The 19,324-nt window shown below is 69.8% G+C and carries 21 protein-coding genes; 9 read left to right on the plus strand and 12 right to left on the minus strand.

Features of this window, described 5'->3' with window-relative positions:
* Positions 1-3 precede the first annotated feature (3 nt).
* From Q0741_RS24235 to Q0741_RS24255, 5 genes are all read left to right on the plus strand, one after another.
* Complete coding sequence (locus Q0741_RS24235; protein WP_298235762.1) at positions 4-900, plus strand: alpha/beta fold hydrolase; 897 nt, start codon at positions 4-6, stop codon at positions 898-900.
* Complete coding sequence (locus tag Q0741_RS24240; RefSeq protein WP_298235763.1) at positions 897-2,399, plus strand: HAMP domain-containing protein; 1,503 nt, start codon at positions 897-899, stop codon at positions 2,397-2,399. The genes Q0741_RS24235 and Q0741_RS24240 overlap by 4 nt, the downstream gene beginning before the upstream one ends.
* A gap of 34 nt (positions 2,400-2,433) precedes the next feature.
* On the plus strand, positions 2,434-3,063 hold the full coding sequence (locus tag Q0741_RS24245; protein ID WP_298235764.1) for a response regulator: 630 nt from the start codon (positions 2,434-2,436) through the stop codon (positions 3,061-3,063).
* Between the two features lie 137 nt (positions 3,064-3,200).
* Positions 3,201-3,680 (plus strand): bacterioferritin, encoded by a 480-nt coding sequence (bfr, locus tag Q0741_RS24250; RefSeq protein ID WP_028996315.1) that lies wholly within the window; start codon positions 3,201-3,203, stop codon positions 3,678-3,680.
* 176 nt (positions 3,681-3,856) lie between these two features.
* Positions 3,857-4,117, plus strand: coding sequence for a (2Fe-2S)-binding protein (locus tag Q0741_RS24255; protein WP_298235765.1), 261 nt, complete (start codon positions 3,857-3,859; stop codon positions 4,115-4,117).
* Positions 4,118-4,206: 89 nt separating this feature from the next.
* On the opposite strand, the gene lysM is transcribed toward Q0741_RS24255, so the two are convergent.
* From lysM to ureA, 9 genes are all read right to left on the minus strand, one after another.
* The gene (gene lysM / locus Q0741_RS24260; RefSeq protein ID WP_298235766.1) at positions 4,207-4,749 is read right to left on the minus strand and encodes a peptidoglycan-binding protein LysM; all 543 of its coding nucleotides are present in this window, start codon (positions 4,747-4,749) and stop codon (positions 4,207-4,209) included.
* Between the two features lie 141 nt (positions 4,750-4,890).
* Complete coding sequence (gene ureG, locus Q0741_RS24265; RefSeq protein WP_298235767.1) at positions 4,891-5,538, minus strand: urease accessory protein UreG; 648 nt, start codon at positions 5,536-5,538, stop codon at positions 4,891-4,893.
* Positions 5,539-5,551: 13 nt separating this feature from the next.
* Complete coding sequence (locus Q0741_RS24270; protein WP_298235768.1) at positions 5,552-6,235, minus strand: urease accessory protein UreF; 684 nt, start codon at positions 6,233-6,235, stop codon at positions 5,552-5,554.
* Positions 6,235-6,975 (minus strand): urease accessory protein UreE, encoded by a 741-nt coding sequence (ureE, locus tag Q0741_RS24275; protein ID WP_298235769.1) that lies wholly within the window; start codon positions 6,973-6,975, stop codon positions 6,235-6,237. The genes Q0741_RS24270 and ureE overlap by 1 nt, the downstream gene beginning before the upstream one ends.
* Positions 6,976-7,056: 81 nt before the next feature.
* Positions 7,057-7,701: a LysE family translocator gene (locus tag Q0741_RS24280; protein WP_298235770.1), complete on the minus strand. Its 645-nt coding sequence runs from the start codon at positions 7,699-7,701 to the stop codon at positions 7,057-7,059.
* A 45-nt stretch (positions 7,702-7,746) separates the two neighbouring features.
* A complete protein-coding gene (gene ureC, locus Q0741_RS24285; protein WP_298235771.1) occupies positions 7,747-9,474 on the minus strand; it encodes an urease subunit alpha in 1,728 nt (575 codons plus the stop codon).
* Complete coding sequence (locus Q0741_RS24290) at positions 9,475-9,783, minus strand: urease subunit beta (protein WP_298235772.1); 309 nt, start codon at positions 9,781-9,783, stop codon at positions 9,475-9,477.
* A complete protein-coding gene (locus Q0741_RS24295) occupies positions 9,780-9,956 on the minus strand; it encodes a hypothetical protein (protein WP_298235773.1) in 177 nt (58 codons plus the stop codon). The genes Q0741_RS24290 and Q0741_RS24295 overlap by 4 nt, the downstream gene beginning before the upstream one ends.
* A gap of 42 nt (positions 9,957-9,998) precedes the next feature.
* On the minus strand, positions 9,999-10,301 hold the full coding sequence (gene ureA / locus Q0741_RS24300; RefSeq protein WP_298235774.1) for an urease subunit gamma: 303 nt from the start codon (positions 10,299-10,301) through the stop codon (positions 9,999-10,001).
* A gap of 93 nt (positions 10,302-10,394) precedes the next feature.
* Between ureA and Q0741_RS24305 the strand changes: the two genes are divergently transcribed.
* Positions 10,395-14,048 (plus strand): ATP-binding protein, encoded by a 3,654-nt coding sequence (locus tag Q0741_RS24305; RefSeq protein WP_298235775.1) that lies wholly within the window; start codon positions 10,395-10,397, stop codon positions 14,046-14,048.
* Positions 14,029-14,973, plus strand: coding sequence for a response regulator (locus Q0741_RS24310; protein WP_298235776.1), 945 nt, complete (start codon positions 14,029-14,031; stop codon positions 14,971-14,973). The genes Q0741_RS24305 and Q0741_RS24310 overlap by 20 nt, the downstream gene beginning before the upstream one ends.
* Before the next feature lie 13 nt (positions 14,974-14,986).
* Here Q0741_RS24310 and Q0741_RS24315 read toward each other — a convergent pair whose 3' ends face one another.
* From Q0741_RS24315 to Q0741_RS24325, 3 genes are all read right to left on the minus strand, one after another.
* Positions 14,987-15,184, minus strand: coding sequence for a DUF2867 domain-containing protein (locus tag Q0741_RS24315; RefSeq protein WP_367184171.1), 198 nt, complete (start codon positions 15,182-15,184; stop codon positions 14,987-14,989).
* A gap of 29 nt (positions 15,185-15,213) precedes the next feature.
* Entirely contained in the window at positions 15,214-15,891 is a 678-nt protein-coding gene (locus Q0741_RS24320) for a hypothetical protein (RefSeq protein ID WP_298235777.1), read from the minus strand.
* Positions 15,892-16,055: 164 nt separating this feature from the next.
* A complete protein-coding gene (locus tag Q0741_RS24325) occupies positions 16,056-16,544 on the minus strand; it encodes a hypothetical protein (protein WP_298235778.1) in 489 nt (162 codons plus the stop codon).
* 230 nt (positions 16,545-16,774) lie between these two features.
* On the opposite strand from Q0741_RS24325, the gene Q0741_RS24330 reads away from it, so the two are divergent.
* Positions 16,775-17,779: an SDR family oxidoreductase gene (locus Q0741_RS24330; protein ID WP_298235779.1), complete on the plus strand. Its 1,005-nt coding sequence runs from the start codon at positions 16,775-16,777 to the stop codon at positions 17,777-17,779.
* Positions 17,780-17,907: 128 nt separating this feature from the next.
* The gene (urtA, locus tag Q0741_RS24335; protein ID WP_298235780.1) at positions 17,908-19,194 is read left to right on the plus strand and encodes an urea ABC transporter substrate-binding protein; all 1,287 of its coding nucleotides are present in this window, start codon (positions 17,908-17,910) and stop codon (positions 19,192-19,194) included.
* The last annotated feature ends 130 nt before the right edge of the window (positions 19,195-19,324 follow it).

Here is a 19,324-nt window from a genome sequence, read left to right on the forward strand (position 1 = left end):
CGCGTGTCTTCCGAGCTGTACGCATCACCGCTGCGCACCCACGCCTGGCCCGTGGGCCACGACCACGTGCTGCACGTGGAGGAATGGGGCCGTGACGACGGCCTGCCCGCGCTGCTGCTGCACGGCGGCCCGGGCTCCGGCTGCAGCCCGCTGCTGCGCCAGGGTTTCGACCTGGAGCGCTATCGCCTGATCTGTCCGGACCAGCGTGGCGCCGGGCACAGCGTGCCGCGCGGCAGCCTGCTGAAGAACACCACCGAAAAGCTGCTGGACGACCTGTGGCTGCTGCGCCGGCGCCTGGGCATCGAGCGCTGGCTGGTGGTGGGCGGCTCCTGGGGCGCGACGCTGGCCCTGGCGCATGCGCTGGACCAGCCCGAGGCGGTCAGCGGGCTGCTGCTGCGCAACACCTTCCTGGCGCGCGAGGAGGACATCGCCGCTTTCTTCGACGGCGCGCCGGAGGAACTGGCCCAAGGGTGGCGCACGCTGCCCGAAATGGAAGCCGAGGCGGCGCGGGCGCTGTCGCTGCGCTGGTGGTGGTGGGAACGGCAGCGCTGCGGGCACGACGAGGGCACCGCGGCGCCCGAGGGCGAGGCGCTGGCCGCGCTGGTGGACCGCTACCGCGTGCAGGCGCACTACCTGCGCCAGGGCTGCTGGCTGCAGTCGCCACCGCTGCTGGAGCGCTGCGCGGCGCTGCCGCGCGTGCCGGTGCACCTGCTGCACGGCGCGCAGGACGCCGTGTGCCCGCCCGAAGGCGCGCTTGCGCTGCAGGCCGCCGTGCCCTGGGCGACGCTGGAGATGCTGCCCGGCGTGGGCCACGACCCGGCGCACCCGCTGCTGCAGGCGGCGCTGCGGCGCGCGCTGGACGCCTTCGCGGCGCAGGGTGACTTCGGGGGGCTGCCATGAGCGTGCTGGATCGTCCCGGCACGAGCCAGCCGCCAGCCGCCCCGGACACCGACGCGCCGGCGCAGCCCGCAGCCGCCGCGCCGCGCCGCGGCTCCTGGGGCCTGCGCGCGCAGGTCAACGGGCTGGTGGGCGTCCTGACGCTGCTGTTCGTCGCCTGGCTGCTGGTGCTCAAGCTCAACAACCTGCGCGACTCCGTGAAGGAGGAGGTCGTCGCCGCCAACCGCGTCGCGACGCAGCTGCTCAACCGCACCGCCTGGCTCTACGCCGCGCAGGGCACGCCGGGAATGCTGGCCTTCCTCAACGGCGTGGGGCGCATCCGCTCCAACGACGTCACGCTCACCGATGCGCAGGGGCGGGTGCTCTATACCTCACCGCCTTCGCCCTACAAGGCGGGGCGCGACGCGCCGGAGTGGTTCGCGCACTACATCGCGCCCGAGCCGCTGATGCAGGCCTACGAATTCCCCGACGGGCGGCTGGAGGTCACGGCCAACGCCTCGCGCGCCGCGCTGGACGCCTGGGACGAACTGCTGCGCTTCACGGCCGTGGCGCTGGCGCTGCTGGTGGCGCTCAACGCGCTGGTGTTCTGGCTGGTGGGGCGCGCGGTGCGGCCCTTCGGGCGCATCGTGCGGGCGCTGGAACAGCTGGAATCGGGCCGTTTCGACGTGCGGCTGCCGCCGCTGCCGGGCACCGAGGCGGCGGCCATCGGCAGCGCCTTCAACCGCATGGTGGCGCAGCTGCGCACCCACATCGACACCGAGAAGCGCGCCGTGCTGGCCGAGCGCCGGCTGGGCGACAGCCGCGAGCTCGCGCGCTGGCTGGACGACCACATCGAGCAGGAGCGCCGCACCATCGCGCGCGAACTGCACGACGAGTTCGGGCAGTCCGTCACCGCCATCCGCAGCTTGGCGCTGGCTGTGGCGCGGCGCGTGCCGGACGAGGAGTCGCGCCAGGCGGCGCAGCTCATCGCCGACGAGTCCCTGCGGCTGTACGACGCCATGCACGGGCTGATTCCGCGCCTGGCGCCGCTGGTGCTGGACAGCATGGGCCTGAGCGCCGCGCTGCAAGACCTGGTCGAGCGCATGCGCCGGACGCATCCCGGGCTACAGCTGTCGCTGGTGCTGCCCTGCGGGATGCCGGCGCTGGTCACCGAGGCGGCGCTGGCGCTGTACCGCGCCGCGCAGGAAGGGCTGACCAACGCGCTGCGCCACGGTGCGGCGCAGCGCATCGAGATCAAGCTCTGGGTCGAGGCCGGTGCGCTGCGGCTGCGGCTGCGCGACGACGGCCGCGGCCTGCCCGCGCAGTGGCAGGAGCGCCCGGGCCATCACGGCCTGCGCTGGTTGGACGAGCGCGTCAGCGCCCAGGGCGGGCGGCTGAGCGTGCAGCCCGCCGCGCCACAGGGCGTGGAGCTGGAGGTGTGGCTGCCGCTGCAGCCACCGGACGACCCACAGGCCACGCCATCGGCGGCGCGGCCGGATCAGGACGACGAGGAGAAGCCGTGAGGACAACGCCATCCCGGGCCGGGAGGTGCGCGCCGTGACGCGGGTGCTGCTGGTGGACGACCACGCGCTGGTGCGCATGGGCTTTCGCATGCTGCTGGCCGATGCCGGCATGGAAGTGGTGGGCGAGGCCGGCGACGGCGAGCAGGCCTGCCAGCTCTACGCCTCGGTGCGCCCCGACGTGGTGCTGATGGACCTGTCCATGCCGGGCATGGGTGGCCTGGAAGCGGTGCGCCGGCTGCTGGCGCAGGACGCGCGCGCGCGCATCCTGGTGCTGTCGGCGCACGAGGACACGGCGCATCCGCAGCGCGTGCTGCGCGCCGGCGCGCTGGGCTATCTGGCCAAGCGCGTGGCGCCCGACGAGCTCGTGGCCGCGGTGCGGGCGGTGGCGCAGGGGCGGCGCCACGTGGACGCGCGCACCGCGCAGGCGCTGGCGCTGGCGCAGCTCGAAGGCGACGCCAGCCCGGTGGAGCTGCTGAGCGAGCGCGAGTTCGCCGTCTTCATCCAGCTCGCGCGCGGGCGCAGCGTGGCGCAGATCGCCAGCGATCTGAAGCTCTCGCCCAGCACCGTGGGCACGCACCTCTACCACGTGAAGCAGAAGCTGAACGCCAGCAACCAGTCCGAGCTCACGCTGGTGGCGCTGCGCTGGGGGCTGATCCAGGCCTGAGCGCGGGGCAATCCCCGGGGCCAGGCCTTGCGAATGCGTCGCGTCCAGAGCGGGTTGCTAGGGGCAAGCCGTACCGCCTCGGGGCACCGGACCACAATCCTTACTTCCCTAGTCAACAACAGAACAAGGAGTGCTTCATGAAGGGTGATCCGCAAGTCATCGACTTCCTCAACGCCCAGCTCAAGAACGAGCTCACGGCCATCAACCAGTACTTCCTGCACTACCGGATGCTCAAGCACTGGGGCTTCGGCCGCATGGCCAAGCACGAGTACGAGGAGTCGATCGAGGAGATGAAGCATGCGGACAAGCTCATTGACCGCATCCTCATGCTCGAAGGCCTGCCCAACCTGCAGGACCTGGGCAAGCTGCTCATCGGCGAGAACGCCATCGAGGTGCTGAGCTGCGACCTGAAGCTGGAAGTGGGCTCCGCCGTGGTGCTGCGCGACGCCATCGCCCACTGCGAGACGGTGCGCGACTACGTGACGCGCGACCTGCTCACCGACATCCTCGACGACACCGAGGAACACATCGAGTACCTCGAAACCCAGATCGACCTCGTGGGCCAGGTCGGCGAGCAGAACTACCTGCAGTCGCAGATGGACCACAGCGGCTCCTGAGCGGGCCGCCGTCTCAGGGGCGACGGGCGCGGTGGCGCATTCCTTGCCGCGCCCGCTACCCGGCTCCTTTGCCACCGGGGAAACCCACCAGCCAAGGCCCCTGGAGACGCAAGGAATAATTGCTGAGAAGCATTCTCATTTGAGATACTGGCTGCACTTCATCAGTGAGTGCCGCCATGATCGTCTGCCTCTGCCACCGTATCAGCGACCGCGACATCCGCGAGGCGGTGCGCACCGGAACCCGCGATTTCGAGACGCTGCAGGACGAAACCTGCATCGCCCGCAACTGCGGCTGCTGCGAGGATTGCGCGGTGGAGACCTTCGAGGAAGCGCTGGCCAAGCATGCCGCGTCCACCAGCATCGCCGCGGCGACGAACCTGCCCGCCGCCCCGGTGCCGGCCGCGCCGCGCCGGGTGATCTCCCTGGTGGCGGTCTGAGCCCGCGGTAGTTCTTTACTCCCTGATGTGCCGATGCCCGCTTCAAGCGGGCATCGTTGTTTTGGGGCGCCGGTTTCCCGGCCTGCGCCTTACTGCTTCGGCGGAATCCGCAGCACCTGGCCCGGATAGATCTTGTTCGGGTCCGACAGCATGGGCTTGTTGGCCTCGAAGATGCGGTTGTACTCGTTGGCGTTGCCGTAGTACTTGGCCGAGATCTTGGAGAGCGTGTCGCCCGAGGCCACGGTGTGGAACTGCGCCGGCGCCTGCGAGGCGTTCTGCACCTGGTCCGTGGAGGCCGCCTGCGCGCCGGCCACCGTCATCTGGTCCGTCACCGCCGCCACGCCCTGCACGTTGCCGCAGGCCAGCAGCACCTTCTCCTTGGTTGCCTGGTCCGGCGCCTGGCCGGCGACGGTGGCGGTGGAACTGGCGCCGTCGAAGCTGATCTGCAGCCCCTGCACCTGCAAGCCCAGTTGCTGCACGTAGCGCTCGATCGCGTCTCCCGCTTCCTGGTTCAGCCGCGCCACGTCCGCCTGCGTCGGCGCCGCGGCCGGGGCTGGGGCCGCGGCGGGCTTGTCCTCGCCACGGTGGAACAGCTTCTCGCCCGCTTCCTTCACGAAATTGAACAGACCCATGGGTGCTCCTTGCATGTTTCGGAGTTTCGGAACCACAGGCTTCAGCAGGCAGTGTGCCCTTCAGCCTGGGGCGCTCCGGAGGATACCGGGGTGACGTGGGGTGCGGCGCCTTTCACCGCGCGCCACGTCGAGAGTGGCCGCTCAGGCCGGACGCAGCATCCCGCGCGTCTCGATGAAGTCCACCACCTCCTGCAGGCCCTGCCTGGTGCGCAGGTTCGTCATCACGTAGGGGCGGTTGGGGCGCATGCGCCGGGTGTCCGCTTCCATCACCGACAGGTCCGCGCCGACGTGGGGCGCCAGGTCGGTCTTGTTGATGACGAAGAGGTCGCTCTTGGTGATGCCGGGGCCGCCCTTGCGCGGGATCTTCTCGCCCGCGGCCACGTCGATGACGTAGAGGGTCAGGTCCGACAGCTCGGGGCTGAAGGTGGCGGCCAGGTTGTCGCCGCCGGACTCGATGAACACCACGTCCGCGTCCGGAAATTTCTCCAGCATGCGGTCCACGGCTTCGAGGTTGATGGAGGCGTCCTCGCGAATGGCGGTGTGCGGGCAGCCGCCGGTCTCCACGCCCATGATGCGCTCGGGGTCCAGCGCGCCGGCCACGGTCAGCAGCCGCTGGTCTTCCTTGGTGTAGATGTCGTTGGTGACCACCACCAGGTCCCAGCGCTCGCGCATGGTCTTGCACAGCATCTCGACCAGGGTGGTCTTGCCCGAGCCCACCGGGCCGCCCACGCCCACGCGCAGCGGCGGTAGTTTCTTGGTGCGGTTGGGAATCGAATGCAGCTTATTCATCGCGTCTCGGGGGTCAGGAACGGAAAAGGCGGGAGTACTGGGTCTCGTGCCGGGCGGACAGGATGGCGAGCATGGGCGTGAAGGCTTGGCGATGGTCGTCGTCCAGGCGCAGCGCGTGCGCCACCGCGGCCGGGATGTCGCGCGCCAGCGCCGCCAGGATGCGTTGCCCGGCGCTCTGGCCCAGCGGCACCGCCTTGAGCGCGGCCTGCACCAGGTTCTCGGCCCAGCCGAAGGCGTGCGCCACCAGCGAGGGCTCCAGCGCCGCGCCGCCACGCGCCGCGCCCAGCGCCCAGGCCACGGGCCAGGTGGGCGGTTTCAGGCTGGCCAGTTGCGCCAGCCGTGGGTCGTCGGCGCCCTCGGGTTGGTTGCGCAGCCACTCCAGCATGGAACGGCCCATCTGCTCGGCCTGCTGGCGCAGCTCGCTGCTCTCGCGCGTGAGCAGCACCCAGTCGTTGAGGGCGCGGACGCGGCCCTCGTCGCCGGCCAGCCACGCGGCATGCGCGGCGGCGACCACGGCCAGGTCCGCGCGCGCCAGTGACAGGTTGAGCTGGTCCAGCAACCAGGCGCTGGCCTGTTCCTCGTTCGTGACCAGCCCGGCCTCGACCGCCGCCTCCAGCGCCTCGGAGTAGCTGAATCCGCCCACCGGCAGCGCCGGCGAGGCGAGCCACAGCAGGTCCAGCAGCGCGCCGGGCGCCATCAGTGGTCGTGCCCGCAGCCGGGGCCGTGCACGTGCGGCACGGGCGCGGACGCGACCGGGATGCCCAGCGGCTTGCCGCGCGAAGGCGCGGCGGCAGCGGGCTGCGCGGCCGGGGCGTGCGCATGCTCGTGCCCGTGGTCATGGCCGCAGCCCGGCCCGTGCACATGGCCGTGGTCATGCGCGTGCGCAGGCCGGTGGCCGTCGCCGTGCGAATGGTCATGGGCGTGGTCGTGCCCGCAGCCGGGGCCATGCACATGCCCATGGTCGTGCTCGTGCCCATGGGCATGCGCGTGGCCGCCCGCCGCATAGGCGCCGGCCTCGGGCTCGAAGGCCGCCTGGGCCTCGGCGACCTGCAGGCCCATCTGGCGCAGCATCTGCGCCAGCACGTGGTCGGGCTCCAGCTTCAGCAGCTCGGGTTGCAGCTCCAGTTGCACGTGGCGGTTGCCCAGGTGGTAGGCGGCGCGCAGCAGGTCGAAGGCGTTGGCGGCGCGCACTTCCAGCACCGGCTGGGGCGCGGCCTGCACCACCACCAGCGAGCCGTCCTCGGCCACGAGCACGTCGCCGCCGCGCACCACGCTGCCGCGCGGCAGGAACACGCCCAGGCGGCGGCCCTGGCTGTCGGTGGCTTCGAAACGGCTCTTCTGGCGCGTGTCCCAGTCGAGCTCCACGGTGGCGGCACGGCGGCGCAGCGCGGGCGCCAGGGATTGCCCACGGGGCAGGAGTTTGTTGATGGTCAGCATGCGGAACAGTATGCAGGGGCCCCGCCGGCCGGCCGGCCGGTCGGGGTTTCACTGGAGATGGGCCGGCTCAGGCCGTGGGGCTCAGGCCTGTGGCCGCTCCGACAGCGCCGTCAGCAGCCCCAGTGCGATGAAGGAGGTGCCGGCCACGCGGCGTCCCAGGCGCGCCTGCGCGAGCCCGCGCTGCAGCCGCGGCGCCAGCACGCTGGCGCCCAGCACGTAGAGCGAATCGGTAGCCGCCGCCACCGCCACGAACAGCGCGCCCAGCAGCAGGCTCTGCGGCAGCACCGCGCCCTGCGGGTTCATGAACTGCGGCAGGAAGGCGGCGAAGAACAGCGCCGTCTTGGCGTTCAGCAGTGCGACCACGAAGCCGTCGGTGAACACGCGCCGGTGGCTTTGCGCGCGGACCTGCGGCGCATCCGCCGGCGCATCGCCCTGGCGCCACAGGCGCACGCCGAGGTAGATCAGGTACAGCGCGCCGAGCCATTTCACGACGGTGAAGGCCGCGGCCGACACCGCGAACAGCGCCGCCAGCCCCAGCGCCGCGCCCGCGGCGTTGCCCAGGTTGCCCAGCGCCACGCCCGCCACCGAGGCCAGGCCGCTGGCGCGCCCCTGCGCCAGCGTGCGCGTGAGGATGTAGACCACGGCCGGTCCCGGCGTGACGGCCAGCACCAGGCTGGCGCCGAGGAAGGCGAGGAGCAGGGGAAGGGGGGGAAGCAGGGTGTCCATGCCAGATGCTGAACCCGGCGGCGCGCCGCCGGGCGAATGTCCGCGTCAGAACAGGAAGTACCGCTGCGCCATCGGCAGCACCTTGGCCGGCTCGCAGCTCAGCAGCTGGCCGTCGGCGCGGACCTCGTAGGTCTGCGGGTCGATCTCCATGCGCGGCGTGTAGGCGTTGAGCCGCATGTCCGCCTTCTTCACCGTGCGGCAGCCGCGCACGGCCGACAGCGTCTTGCGCAGGTTCAGCCGGTCCAGCACGCCGCTGCCGAGCGCCGCCTGCGACACGAAGCTCAGCGAGCCCGCCGACAGCGCCCCGCCGAAGGCGCCGAACATCGGCCGGTAGTGCACCGGCTGCGGCGTGGGGATGGAGGCGTTGGCGTCGCCCATCGCCGCCGAGGCGATGAAGCCGCCCTTGAGCACCAGGCTGGGCTTGACGCCGAAGAAGGCCGGCTTCCACAGCACCAGGTCGGCCCACTTGCCCACCTCGACCGAGCCCACCTCGTGCGCGATGCCGTGCGCCAGCGCCGCGTTGATCGTGTACTTGGCGATGTAGCGCTTCACCCGGCTGTTGTCGTTGCGCTCACTGTCTCCCGGCAAGGCGCCGCGCTGCACCTTCATCTTGTGCGCCGTCTGCCAGCAGCGGATCACGACCTCGCCCACGCGGCCCATGGCCTGCGAGTCGGAGCTGAAGATGCTGATCGCCCCCAGGTCGTGCAGCACGTCCTCCGCCGCGATGGTCTCGCGCCGGATGCGGCTCTCGGCAAAGGCCAGGTCCTCGGCGATGGACGCGTCCAGGTGGTGGCACACCATGAGCATGTCCAGGTGCTCGTCCAGCGTGTTGACCGTGTAGGGCCGCGTCGGGTTGGTGGACGAGGGCAGCACGTTGGCTTCGCCCACCACGCGCATGATGTCCGGCGCATGCCCGCCCCCAGCGCCCTCCGTATGGAAGCTGTGAATGGTGCGGCCCTTGAAGGCGGCGATGGTGTCCTCCACGAAGCCCGATTCGTTGAGCGTGTCGGTATGGATCGCCACCTGAGTGTCGGTTTCCTCCGCAACGCTCAGGCAGCAGTCGATGGCCGCCGGCGTGGTGCCCCAGTCCTCGTGCAGCTTCAGGCCCAGCGCGCCGGCTTCGATCTGCTGGCGCAGCGCGTCGGGCCGGCTGGCGTTGCCCTTGCCCATGAAGCCGATGTTCATGGGGAAGGCCTCGGCGGCCATGAGCATGCGCGCGATGTTCTCGGGCCCGGGCGTGCAGGTGGTGGCGAAGGTGCCGGTGGCCGGCCCCGTGCCGCCACCGATCATGGTGGTGACGCCGGAGTTCAGCGCCTCCTCGATCTGCTGCGGGCAGATCCAGTGGATGTGCGTGTCGATGCCGCCGGCCGTGACGATCATCCCCTCGGCCGCGATGACCTCGGTGCCCGGGCCGATGACGATGTCCACGCCCGGCTGCACGTCCGGGTTGCCGGCCTTGCCGATGGCGGCGATGCGGCTGCCGCGCAGGCCGATGTCGGCCTTGACGATGCCCCAGTGGTCCACGATCAGCGCGTTGGTGATCACGCAATCGACCGCGTCAGCCGCGCCGGGCCCGTTGGGGCGCTGCCCCTGGCCCATGCCGTCGCGCACGGTCTTGCCCCCGCCGAACTTCACCTCCTCGCCGTAGCCGCCGGCGGCCAAGGTGAAATCCTTCTCGACCTCGATCAGCAGTTCGGTGTCGGCCAGTCGCAGCCGGTCGCCCACGGTGGGGCCGAGCATTTCGGCGTAGGCACGCCGTGAAATCGTTGCCATTCAGAGCTTCCCCTGCACCAGTCCCCGGAATCCCCAGACCTCGCGCGTGCCGGCGTAGTCCACCAGCTCCACCGTGCGCTGCTGGCCCGGCTCGAAGCGCACCGCCGTGCCGGAAGGGATGTTCAGCCGCATGCCGCGCGCGGCCTCGCGGTCGAAGCGCAAGGCGCCGTTGGTCTCGGCGAAGTGGTAGTGCGAGCCGACCTGGATCGGGCGGTCGCCCGCGTTCTCCACCACCAGCGTCAGCGTGCGCCGCCCGGGGTTGAGTTCCAGATCGGCGCCGTCGTCGGTGAGCAGTTCGCCGGGAATCATTTGCGGCGCGTGCCCCACCACGCCGCGGCGATCACAACCACCAGCACCGTGTAGCCCACGGTGTCGCTGGCGTGCCAGTGCGAGGCGCCGGGCAGGCCATGCCCCTCGTGGGCCTGCACCGACGTGGCGATCGTCGCCAGGCCGGCCAAAGTGGCAGTCAGGATGTGCTTCATTGTTGTGCTTGCAGGTTGTGAATGCACCCATGAGGTGCGAGTTCAGGCGATGGGTTGGTGCACGGTCACCAGCTTGGTGCCGTCGGGGAAGGTGGCCTCGACCTGGATCTCGGGAATCATTTCCGCGACGCCCTCCATCACGTCGTCGCGGGTGAGGATGGTCTTGCCCTCGCCCATGAGCTGCGCCACGGACTTGCCGTCGCGCGCGCCTTCCATGATGGCCGCGCTCAGCAGCGCCACGGCCTCGGGGTAGTTGAGCTTCAGGCCGCGGGCGCGGCGCCGTTCGGCCAGCAGCGCGGCGGTGAAGATCAGCAGCTTGTCTTTCTCGCGGGGCGTCAGTTCCATGCCGGAGGTTTAGCACGATGGATGCCGGATATCCCCCCAATGGGGGACGGCTGGTGCGTTTCTTGAACGACCTGGTGGTTGAGCCCGATGCCCATGTCTCCTCCGCCGTCTCCGACTTCTCCGTTAACCCCTTCCACCGGTGAGCCGCTGCAGCGCGTGGTGAAGATCCGGCGCGACTACAACGCCTGGGTCGCGCGCGAGTCGATGGAGGACTACGCGCTGCGCTTCACGCCGCGCGCCTTCCGCCGCTGGAGCCCCTGGCGCGTGGCGCACACCGCCTTCGGCGCCTCGTCCTTCCTGGTGCTGGAGGCCGTGGGCGCGACGCTGCTGGTGCAGCACGGTTTCACGAATGCCGCGCTGGCCATTCTCGTCACCGGCTTGGTCATCTTTCTGGCGGGCCTGCCCATCAGCTTGTACGCCGCACGCCACGGCGTGGACATGGACCTGCTCACCCGCGGCGCGGGCTTCGGCTACCTGGGCTCCACGGTGACCTCGCTGGTCTACGCCTGCTTCACTTTCATCTTTTTCGCGCTGGAAGCGGCGGTGATGGCCTACGCGCTGGACCTGGTCTTCGGCATCCCGCCGGCCTGGGGCTACCTGCTCTGCGCGCTGGTGGTGATCCCGCTGGTGACGCACGGCGTCACCACCATCAGCCGGCTGCAGCTCTGGACCCAGCCGCTGTGGCTGCTGATGCTCGTCACGCCCTACGTGGTGGTGCTGCGCGAGCAGCCCGAGCTGCTGCGGAGCTTCATGGCGCACGCGGGCGCGGACGGCAGCGCGGGCTTCGACCTGCTGGGCTTCGGCGCGGCCACGACCGTCGGCATCGCCCTGATCCTGCAGATGGGCGAGCAGGCCGACTACCTGCGCTTCATGCCCGAGGCCGGGCCGGGACGGCGCGCGCGTGCGCGCTGGTGGGCGGCGGTGCTGATGGGCGGGCCGGGCTGGGTGCTCCCGGGCGTACTCAAGATGCTGGGCGGCGCGCTGCTGGCGCACCTGGCGCTCACGCACATGGTGCCCACGGAGCTGGCGCTGGACCCCAGCCGCATGTACCTCGTGGCCTACGAGTTCGTGTTCGCGCACTACGGCTGGGCGGTGGCCGCCACGGGGCTGTTCGTGGTGGTGTCGCAGCTCAAGATCAATGTCACCAACGCCTACGCGGGCTCGCTGGCCTGGAGCAACTTCTTCTCGCGCGCCACGCACAGCCACCCGGGGCGCGTGGTGTGGATGGTGTTCAACATCCTCATCGCGCTGGCGCTGATGGAGATGGACGTGTTCCAGGCGCTGGGCCACGTGCTGGGGCTGTTCGCCAACGTGGCGGTGGCCTGGATCATGGCCGTGGTGGCGGACCTGGTGATCAACAAGCCGCTGGGCTGGTCGCCGCCGGGCATCGAGTTCCGACGTGCGCACCTGCACGACGTCAACCCGGTGGGGCTGAGCGCCATGGGGCTGGCGTCCGTCCTCTCCATCGCCGCGCACCTGGGCGCCTTCGGCGCGCTGGCCCAGGCTTTTTCCGCGCTGATCGCCATGGTCACGGCGCTGCTGACCGCGCCGCTGGTGGCCTGGGCCACGCGCGGGCGTTTCTACATCGCGCGCGCGGCGCAGGCGCCGGTCCGGCCGGGCAGTGCCACCGCCGCCGCCGTCCCGGGCTCGGCGGTCTGCACGGACGCCGGTGGTGCGGCGCGCCCGCTCAAGACCGTGCGCTGCGTGGTGTGCGAGCGCCGCTACGAGGCCGAGGACATGGCGCGCTGCCCCGCCTACCAGGGTTTCATCTGCTCGCTGTGCTGCACGCTGGACGCGCGCTGCGGTGACCTCTGCAAGCCGCACGCGCGGCTGGAGCAGCAGTGGGAGCGGCTGCTGCGCGCGCTGCTGCCGCGCGGCGCCGGCGCCTACCTGGACAAGGGGCTGGCGCCGTACCTGCTGGTCGCGCTGCCCGGCGCGCCGCTGCTGACGCTGGCGCTGTGGCTGCTGCACCGCCACGCCGCGGCGGGCGGCAACTTCCTCAGCGAGGCGCTGCTGGGCGTGCCGCTGGCGGGCATGGTGCTGTGGTGGCTGGTGCTGGCGCAGCGCAGCCGCACGCTGGCGCAGGAGGAAAGCCGGCGCCAGACCGCCGCGCTGCAGCGCGAGATCGAGGCGCACCACCGCACCGACGCCGCGCTGCAGCAGGCCAAGCAGGCGGCCGAGGCCGCGAACCAGGCCAAGAGCCGCTACATCAGCGCCATCAGCCACGAGCTGCGCACGCCGCTGAACTCCATCCTGGGCTACGCGCAGCTGCTGGAGGAGGACGCCGCCATGCCGCCGCGGCGCCAACACGCGGTGCAGGTGATCCGCCGCGGCGGCGAGCACCTGCTGTCGCTGATCGAGGGCACGCTGGAACTCTCGCGCATCGAGAGCGGCCGGGTGCAGCTGCAGGTGAAACCGCTGGCGCTGCGCGAGACGGTGGCCGAGATCGCGCACCTGTTCGAGCTGCAGGCCACCGCCAAGGGGCTGGATTTCAGGCTGGAGATCGAGGGCGCGCTGCCGGCCTGGGTGCGCGCCGACGAGCGGCGGCTGCGCCAAGTGCTGATCAACCTGCTGGGCAACGCCGTGAAGTTCACCGCCGCCGGCCGCGTGCGGCTGCGCCTGCGCTACGCGCGGCAGATGGCGCTGTTCGAGGTGCAGGACAGCGGCCCCGGCATGAGCGCGCAGGAGCTGGAACGCGTGTTCGAGCCCTTCGAGCGCGGCAGCGCCGGGGGAGGCGGCTCGGGGCTCGGACTGACCATCGCGCGCATGCTGGTGATCCTGATGGGCGGCGAGCTGACGGCCCGCAGCGCGCCGGGGCAGGGCAGCGCCTTCAGCCTGAAGCTGTTCCTGCCCCAGGTGGACGCCCCGCCGCCGCGGGCGCTGCGCGGCCTGCGCCGCGGCGTGCTGGGGCCGCGCCGGCGGCTGCTGGTGGTGGACAACGAGCAGGCCGACCGCGAGTTGCTGACGCACCTGCTGCAGCCGCTGGGCTTCGAGATCCACCAGGCCGCCAGCGGCCAGGAGGCGCTGGCGCTGTGGCCCGCGCTGCAGCCGGACGCCATCTTCATGGACCTGGCGATGCCGGGCCTGGACGGCTGGCAGACGCTGCAGCGCTTGCGCGCGCTGGGCCTGCCCGATGCGGCGCCCGTGGCCATCGTCTCGGCCAACGCCTTCGACCGCGGCCTGGACAACGACCCCGGCGTGGCCGCGAGCGACTTCTTCGTCAAGCCCGTGCGCGTGGACGATTTGTTGGACTGGCTGGAACGGCGGCTGAAGCTGGCGTGGATCGAGGAGGCGCCGGGCGCGCAGGCACAAGCCGAGCCGGCCTCCACGGCGTTGTCGGAGCCCAGTGATCCGTCCGCCCTGAGGTATCGAAGGGCGAATCCGCAAGGCAGTGATGGCAGCACCCCGGCTGGGGCCGTTCATCCTTCGACGCACCCGCAGGGGGCGCCCTGTGCTGAGGTATCGAAGCATCAGGACGAACGGAATACGGACACAGCGAACGCATGCGCAAGCGCTCCCGCCTGGCGCCCCGCCCCCTCTCTGCTGCGCGCCCTGGACGAGGCCTTGCGCCTGGGCCACGTGCGCGGCGTGGGCAAGGCGCTGGACCGCATCGCGGAATCCGACGCCACGCACGGCCCCGCCTTCGCCGCGCCGCTGCGCGCGCTGCTGCAGCGCTTTGAACTCGACGCACTGGCCGGTGCCGTGCGCAAGACCCTGGAAACTCAAGATGAACAACGAGCCGCCTGAGCTGGACCGAGGCGCCGGCGTGGTGCTGGTGGTGGACGACGTGCCCGACAACCTGGCGCTGCTGCACGACGCCCTGGACGAGGGCGGCTACACGGTGCTGGTGGCGACCTCGGGCGAGCAGGCGCTGGGCCGCGCCGCGCAGGCCGACATCGTGCTGCTGGACGCCGTGATGCCCGGCATGGACGGTTTTGAAGTTGCACGTCGCCTGCGCGCCGATCCGCGCACCGCCGCCACGCCGATCGTGTTCATGACCGGCCTGACCGAAAGCGAGCACCTCGTGGCCGCCTTCGCCGCTGGCGTCAACGACTACGTGACCAAGCCGGTGCGCACGAGCGAAGTGCTGGCGCGCATGGCGGCGCACTTGCACAGCGCGCGCACGCAGCGGCAGGCGCGCAACGCGCTGGACGCCTTCGGGCACGCTAGCGTGGTGCTGCGCCCGCGCGACGGGCGCCTGGTGTGGCAGACGGCGCTGGCGCGGCGGCTGCTGGCCGAGTTTTTTGCAGGCGCCGACGCGCCGGGCGCGGACGGCCTGGCGCCGGCGCCGCTGCGGGCCTGGCTGGGTGAAAAGCCCGCCCTGGGCGCGACGCTGGCGGTGACGCAGGGCGCCCGGCGCCTGAGCTTCATGCTGCACCAGGCCATGAGCGAGGACGAGTGGCTGCTGGTGCTGCGCGAGCAGTCCGACGCCGCGACCATCGCGGCTTTAGGCCCGGCCTTCGGCCTCACGGCGCGCGAATCGCAGGTGCTCTACTGGGTGCTGCAGGGAAAGACGAACCGCGACATCGGCGACATCCTCGGCACCAGCCCGCGCACGGTCACCAAGCACCTGGAGCATGTGTTCGAGAAACTTGGCGTGGAAACCCGCACCGCCGCGGCGGCGCTGGTGGTGAAAAGGCTGGGGCCGATGGCGGGGGCAACGGGGGGCTGACTGGCGCGCCGCCTCAAGCCGAAGCCAGCGGTTTCATCGTCGCCGGCGCAATCAGCTTGTGCATGGGCGTGACGGGCAGCATGTAAATCCGCCCCATCCGGTTGTGCACGTGCACCACGGTCGTGACGGTGAGCAGCACATTCGGCCCCTCCTGGCGCCGGTGCAGCGACAGCACCACGCCCAGGTGTTTATCTTGGTCGCCCATCAGCAACTCGTCGGGCGTGGGGTAAAGGCGTGGAATCAGGCCTTGTACAGCACGAGCATGTCGGTGGCCCCTTTCTGGAACCGGTAATTGACCGCTTCACGTCGGGCCGCAATGCCTTCGGCGTGCAGCCGTTCAACCACCGCGCCGAGGTGTGGAGATTCCATGCCTTCCAGCGACACCAGGGGATAGATACGCACCTCTCGGGCCACCCGGCACAGTTCCCTCGTGCCAGCCACATGAGCCTCAAGATTCAATTGTGTGCTGTACAGGAACAGGAAATGTGAGCACAGCGCCAATTCGAAGGCGTGGTTTTCAAAGGGCAATGCCGGCAGCGCCGCCTCGACGTACCGACCTTGCTGTCGGCCAAGCTCGTAATCCTGCAGGAACCGCTCCATGGCCTGCATGCGCGCATTGGCAACCTGCTCCACGCCTGGAAAATGGTCCCAGATGTAATCGCCGCGGTGGCGTGCCAGTTGCTCCAGGATGGTGGGATAGACCTCGGCAATCCGGCTGCGGATCTGAAACCCGGAAAAGGCGTAGACCGGATCGACGGAAATGACGTGGCCCCCGGCGGCTGTCACTTCGGCATTGAAACTGGCGGGGCCGTCGCCGCAGCCCAGTATTCTTTTCCCCAGGTCGGCATCGGTCAGCGAGAACATGGACCGGTATTCGGCCAGGGAGCGGCCCCAGGGGACGACGTCCTGCAATTCCATTGGATTCTCGATTTTGTAACGGGTGCCGGCTTGCGCCAAGCGATGGATTTTCAGGCATCGGTGAGCTGCAGCGCAACGATGAAACCGGCCAGCTCCGGTAGGGATTCATGACACGTGCCTTGTGGGAGGCTCGAATCCCAGGCGGTGCGGGACGTCCTGCTCATTTACCTAGGCGGTCTGCCGAAGCGGCGAAACAGCATGAAGACCCAGGCCAGCGTGACGGCACCGAAGAAGCCCAATCCAGCAAAAAACCAGTTTTCAGGCAATTGCGGCGGCTGTGTTGCGTGGGCTCGGACGACAAGCCAATGGCAATAGCTCAGGAAGGAGGCCAGAACCATGGCGAACCACAGCGTCAGGGACGACAGTGATTCGAAAGTGGCAGCTCGACGCTCGGGCGCCAGCCAATACTCCCGGTGGGGAAGGTTGACGAACTGGAGTGGTATGCCCTGCAACAGCCGCGTGGAAAAAGCCACCAGCACCGGCACCCCGACCACCAGGACGAGCATGAGGACCTCATAAGTGCCTTTGCCCATGAACCCGTTCGGCACGCCGCCCGGGCCGAAATGCGAGGCCACCACGGGAGGAAGGCCGGCGGCGGTGGATTTCACGAAGACGCCCAATATCAGGAGAACGAGGAAAAGGAATTTGCGCATGGTGATCCGGTGGGGCCGCACGTTGGGACATTGAACGCGAATCCGGGTTTCAACACGGTGGCCCGGATGTGAACAAGTTCTCAAGGCACTGAGCCTTGCTGCTTGATGTGCCTGCTGTACACGCTACAGCGTTCCGGCCTTTTCAAACCCATGCCGGGTTTGCCGTGGACGTTTGCTGGGCACACCACCTGCCGCCCCAAGCCCCGTAACCACCCTTACGGAGCCACCCCATGAAGCAGCAAGGCGACACCTCCCACAAGCAATCCGCCGAAGCCACCGCCGACAAGCACCGCAATCTCCAGAAGCAGCAGGACCAGAAGGACAACCGCAAGGCCCAGCAGGGCGGCGGGGGCGAGCAGAAGCCGCCGCAGACCGGCGCGCGCGAGATGCCCTCGGATCTGCCGGCGCAGCACATCGCCAAACCCGGTATCGAGGCCGAGCTGCAGTTGCAGCCGCAGTTCCGGGCGCCGCACTACAAGGGCAGCGAGAAGCTGCTGGGCATGGCGGCGCTCATCACCGGCGGGGATTCGGGCATCGGCCGCGCCGTGGCCGTGCTCTACGCGCGCGAGGGCGCGGACGTCGCCATCGTCTACCTCAGCGAGCACGAGGACGCCGCGGAGACGCGGCGCCACGTCGAGGCCGAGGGACGGCGCTGCATCCTCATTCCCGGCGACGTGAAGGACCCCGCCTTCTGCCGCGACGCCGTGCAACGCACGGTCGATGCCTTCGGCCACCTGGAGATCCTGGTCAACAACGCCGCGTTCCAGGAGCACGCCGAGAGCCTGGAGGACATCACCGAGGAGCGCTTCGACGAGACGATGCGCACCAACATCTACGGCTACTTCCACATGGCCAAGGCGGCGCTGCCGTACCTCAAGGAAGGCTCCTCCATCATCAACACCGGCTCCGTCGTGGGGCTGCAGGGCAGCCAGCAACTGCTGGACTACAGCACCACCAAGGGCGCCATCCACGCCTTCACCAAGTCGCTGGCGTCCAACCTGCTCAAGAAGGGCATCCGCGTCAACGCCGTCGCGCCCGGGCCGGTGTGGACGCCGCTGAACCCGGCCGACTCCCCGGCGGAGAAGGTGGCCGAGTTCGGCAAGCAGACCGAATTCGGGCGCGCGGCGCAGCCGGAGGAGCTGTCGCCGGCCTACGTGTTCCTGGCCGCGCCGTCGTGCGCGGGGTACATCACCGGGATCGTGCTGCCGGTGACGGGGAGCGTGGGGGCGATATAAGGACTACGCCATTTGTCGTACACGCGCCGGAACTACGACGGATGTCGTATTCCGGCGCCGATGCTTGCCTTCGAAACTGTTCCCCGTTCGATCACCGCCCCACGCAGGGGCGCCTAGAGGGGAAGCACATGAAGGCAAATCGTCGCGGTTTCAACCTGGCGCTGGGCGCCGTCGCGCTGGGCACGCTGGTCTCCACCGCGCTGCCGGCCCACGCGGCCGACACCATCAAGGTCGGCGTGCTGCACTCGCTGTCCGGCACCATGGCCATCTCGGAGACCGTGCTCAAGGACACGGTGCTGATGGCCATCGACGAGATCAACGCCAAGGGCGGCGTGCTGGGCAAGAAGCTGGAGCCCGTGGTCGTTGACCCCGCCTCCAACTGGCCGCTGTTCGCCGAGAAGGCCCGCCAGCTCATCAGCCAGGACAAGGTCGCCGTGACCTTCGGCTGCTGGACCTCCGTGAGCCGCAAGTCGGTGCTGCCGGTGTACGAGGAGCTCAACGGCCTGCTGTTCTACCCCGTGCAGTACGAGGGCGAGGAGCTGAGCAAGAACGTGTTCTACACGGGCGCCGCCCCCAACCAGCAGGCCATTCCCGCCGTCGAGTACCTGATGAGCAAGGACGGCGGCTCGGCCAAGCGCTTCGTGCTGCTGGGCACCGACTACGTGTACCCGCGCACCACCAACAAGATCCTGCGCGCCTTCCTCAAGTCCAAGGGCGTGGCCGATGCGGACATCATGGAGGAGTACACCCCCTTCGGCCACTCGGACTACCAGAGCATCATCGCCAAGATCAAGAAGTTCTCGGCCGAGGGCAAGAAGACCGCGGTGGTTTCCACCATCAACGGCGACTCCAACGTGCCCTTCTACAAGGAACTGGGCAACCAGGGCCTGAAGGCCACGGACGTGCCGGTGGTGGCCTTCTCCGTGGGTGAGGAGGAACTGCGTGGCGTGGACACCAAGCCGCTGGTGGGCCACCTCGCCGCGTGGAACTACTTCATGAGCCTGAAGAACCCGGCCAACGACGAGTTCACCAAGAAGTGGGCCGCCTACGCCAAGGCCAAGAACATCGCCGGCCACAAGGACAAGCCGCTGACCAACGACCCGATGGAGGCCACCTACATCGGCATCTACATGTGGAAGCAGGCGGTGGAGAAGGCCAAGAGCACCGACACCGACAAGGTCATCGCCGCCATGGCTGGCCAGACCTTCAAGGCCCCGAGCGGCTTCGTCGCCAAGATGGACGAGAAGAACCACCACCTGCACAAGCCGGTGTTCATCGGCGAGGTGAAGGCCGACGGCCAGTTCTCCGTGGTGTGGAAGACCCCGGGCCCCGTCAAGGCCAACCCCTGGAGTCCGTACATCCCCGGCAACGACAAGAAGAAGGACGAGCCGGAGAAGGTGGCCGCGGCGAAGTAAGCGCGGCTTGACGGGGATGCACCGCCGCGGGCCCTTGCCGTTGCGGTGCCTCCCGCAAGCCCGTGCGCCGCGCACCCCGCTTCGTCATGCCCGCGCAGGCTGGCATCCACGATGACCGGGGTGCTGCCCA

The organism is uncultured Azohydromonas sp. (genome assembly GCF_937926365.1).
GTDB lineage: Bacteria > Pseudomonadota > Gammaproteobacteria > Burkholderiales > Burkholderiaceae_C > Azohydromonas.

Bases quoted from the DNA above. Each gene is read 5' to 3' on its own strand.
- Q0741_RS24240 (WP_298235763.1), top strand. From the start codon at position 897: ATGAGCGTGCTGGATCGTCCCGGCACGAGCCAGCCGCCAGCCGCCCCG.
- bfr (WP_028996315.1), top strand. From the start codon at position 3,201: ATGAAGGGTGATCCGCAAGTCATCGACTTCCTCAACGCCCAGCTCAAG.
- Q0741_RS24255 (WP_298235765.1), top strand. From the start codon at position 3,857: ATGATCGTCTGCCTCTGCCACCGTATCAGCGACCGCGACATCCGCGAG.
- lysM (WP_298235766.1), bottom strand. From the start codon at position 4,749: ATGGGTCTGTTCAATTTCGTGAAGGAAGCGGGCGAGAAGCTGTTCCAC.
- ureG (WP_298235767.1), bottom strand. From the start codon at position 5,538: ATGAATAAGCTGCATTCGATTCCCAACCGCACCAAGAAACTACCGCCG.
- Q0741_RS24270 (WP_298235768.1), bottom strand. From the start codon at position 6,235: ATGGCGCCCGGCGCGCTGCTGGACCTGCTGTGGCTCGCCTCGCCGGCG.
- ureE (WP_298235769.1), bottom strand. From the start codon at position 6,975: ATGCTGACCATCAACAAACTCCTGCCCCGTGGGCAATCCCTGGCGCCC.
- Q0741_RS24280 (WP_298235770.1), bottom strand. From the start codon at position 7,701: ATGGACACCCTGCTTCCCCCCCTTCCCCTGCTCCTCGCCTTCCTCGGC.
- ureC (WP_298235771.1), bottom strand. From the start codon at position 9,474: ATGGCAACGATTTCACGGCGTGCCTACGCCGAAATGCTCGGCCCCACC.
- Q0741_RS24290 (WP_298235772.1), bottom strand. From the start codon at position 9,783: ATGATTCCCGGCGAACTGCTCACCGACGACGGCGCCGATCTGGAACTC.
- Q0741_RS24295 (WP_298235773.1), bottom strand. From the start codon at position 9,956: ATGAAGCACATCCTGACTGCCACTTTGGCCGGCCTGGCGACGATCGCC.
- ureA (WP_298235774.1), bottom strand. From the start codon at position 10,301: ATGGAACTGACGCCCCGCGAGAAAGACAAGCTGCTGATCTTCACCGCC.
- Q0741_RS24305 (WP_298235775.1), top strand. From the start codon at position 10,395: ATGTCTCCTCCGCCGTCTCCGACTTCTCCGTTAACCCCTTCCACCGGT.
- Q0741_RS24310 (WP_298235776.1), top strand. From the start codon at position 14,029: ATGAACAACGAGCCGCCTGAGCTGGACCGAGGCGCCGGCGTGGTGCTG.
- Q0741_RS24320 (WP_298235777.1), bottom strand. From the start codon at position 15,891: ATGGAATTGCAGGACGTCGTCCCCTGGGGCCGCTCCCTGGCCGAATAC.
- Q0741_RS24325 (WP_298235778.1), bottom strand. From the start codon at position 16,544: ATGCGCAAATTCCTTTTCCTCGTTCTCCTGATATTGGGCGTCTTCGTG.
- Q0741_RS24330 (WP_298235779.1), top strand. From the start codon at position 16,775: ATGAAGCAGCAAGGCGACACCTCCCACAAGCAATCCGCCGAAGCCACC.
- urtA (WP_298235780.1), top strand. From the start codon at position 17,908: ATGAAGGCAAATCGTCGCGGTTTCAACCTGGCGCTGGGCGCCGTCGCG.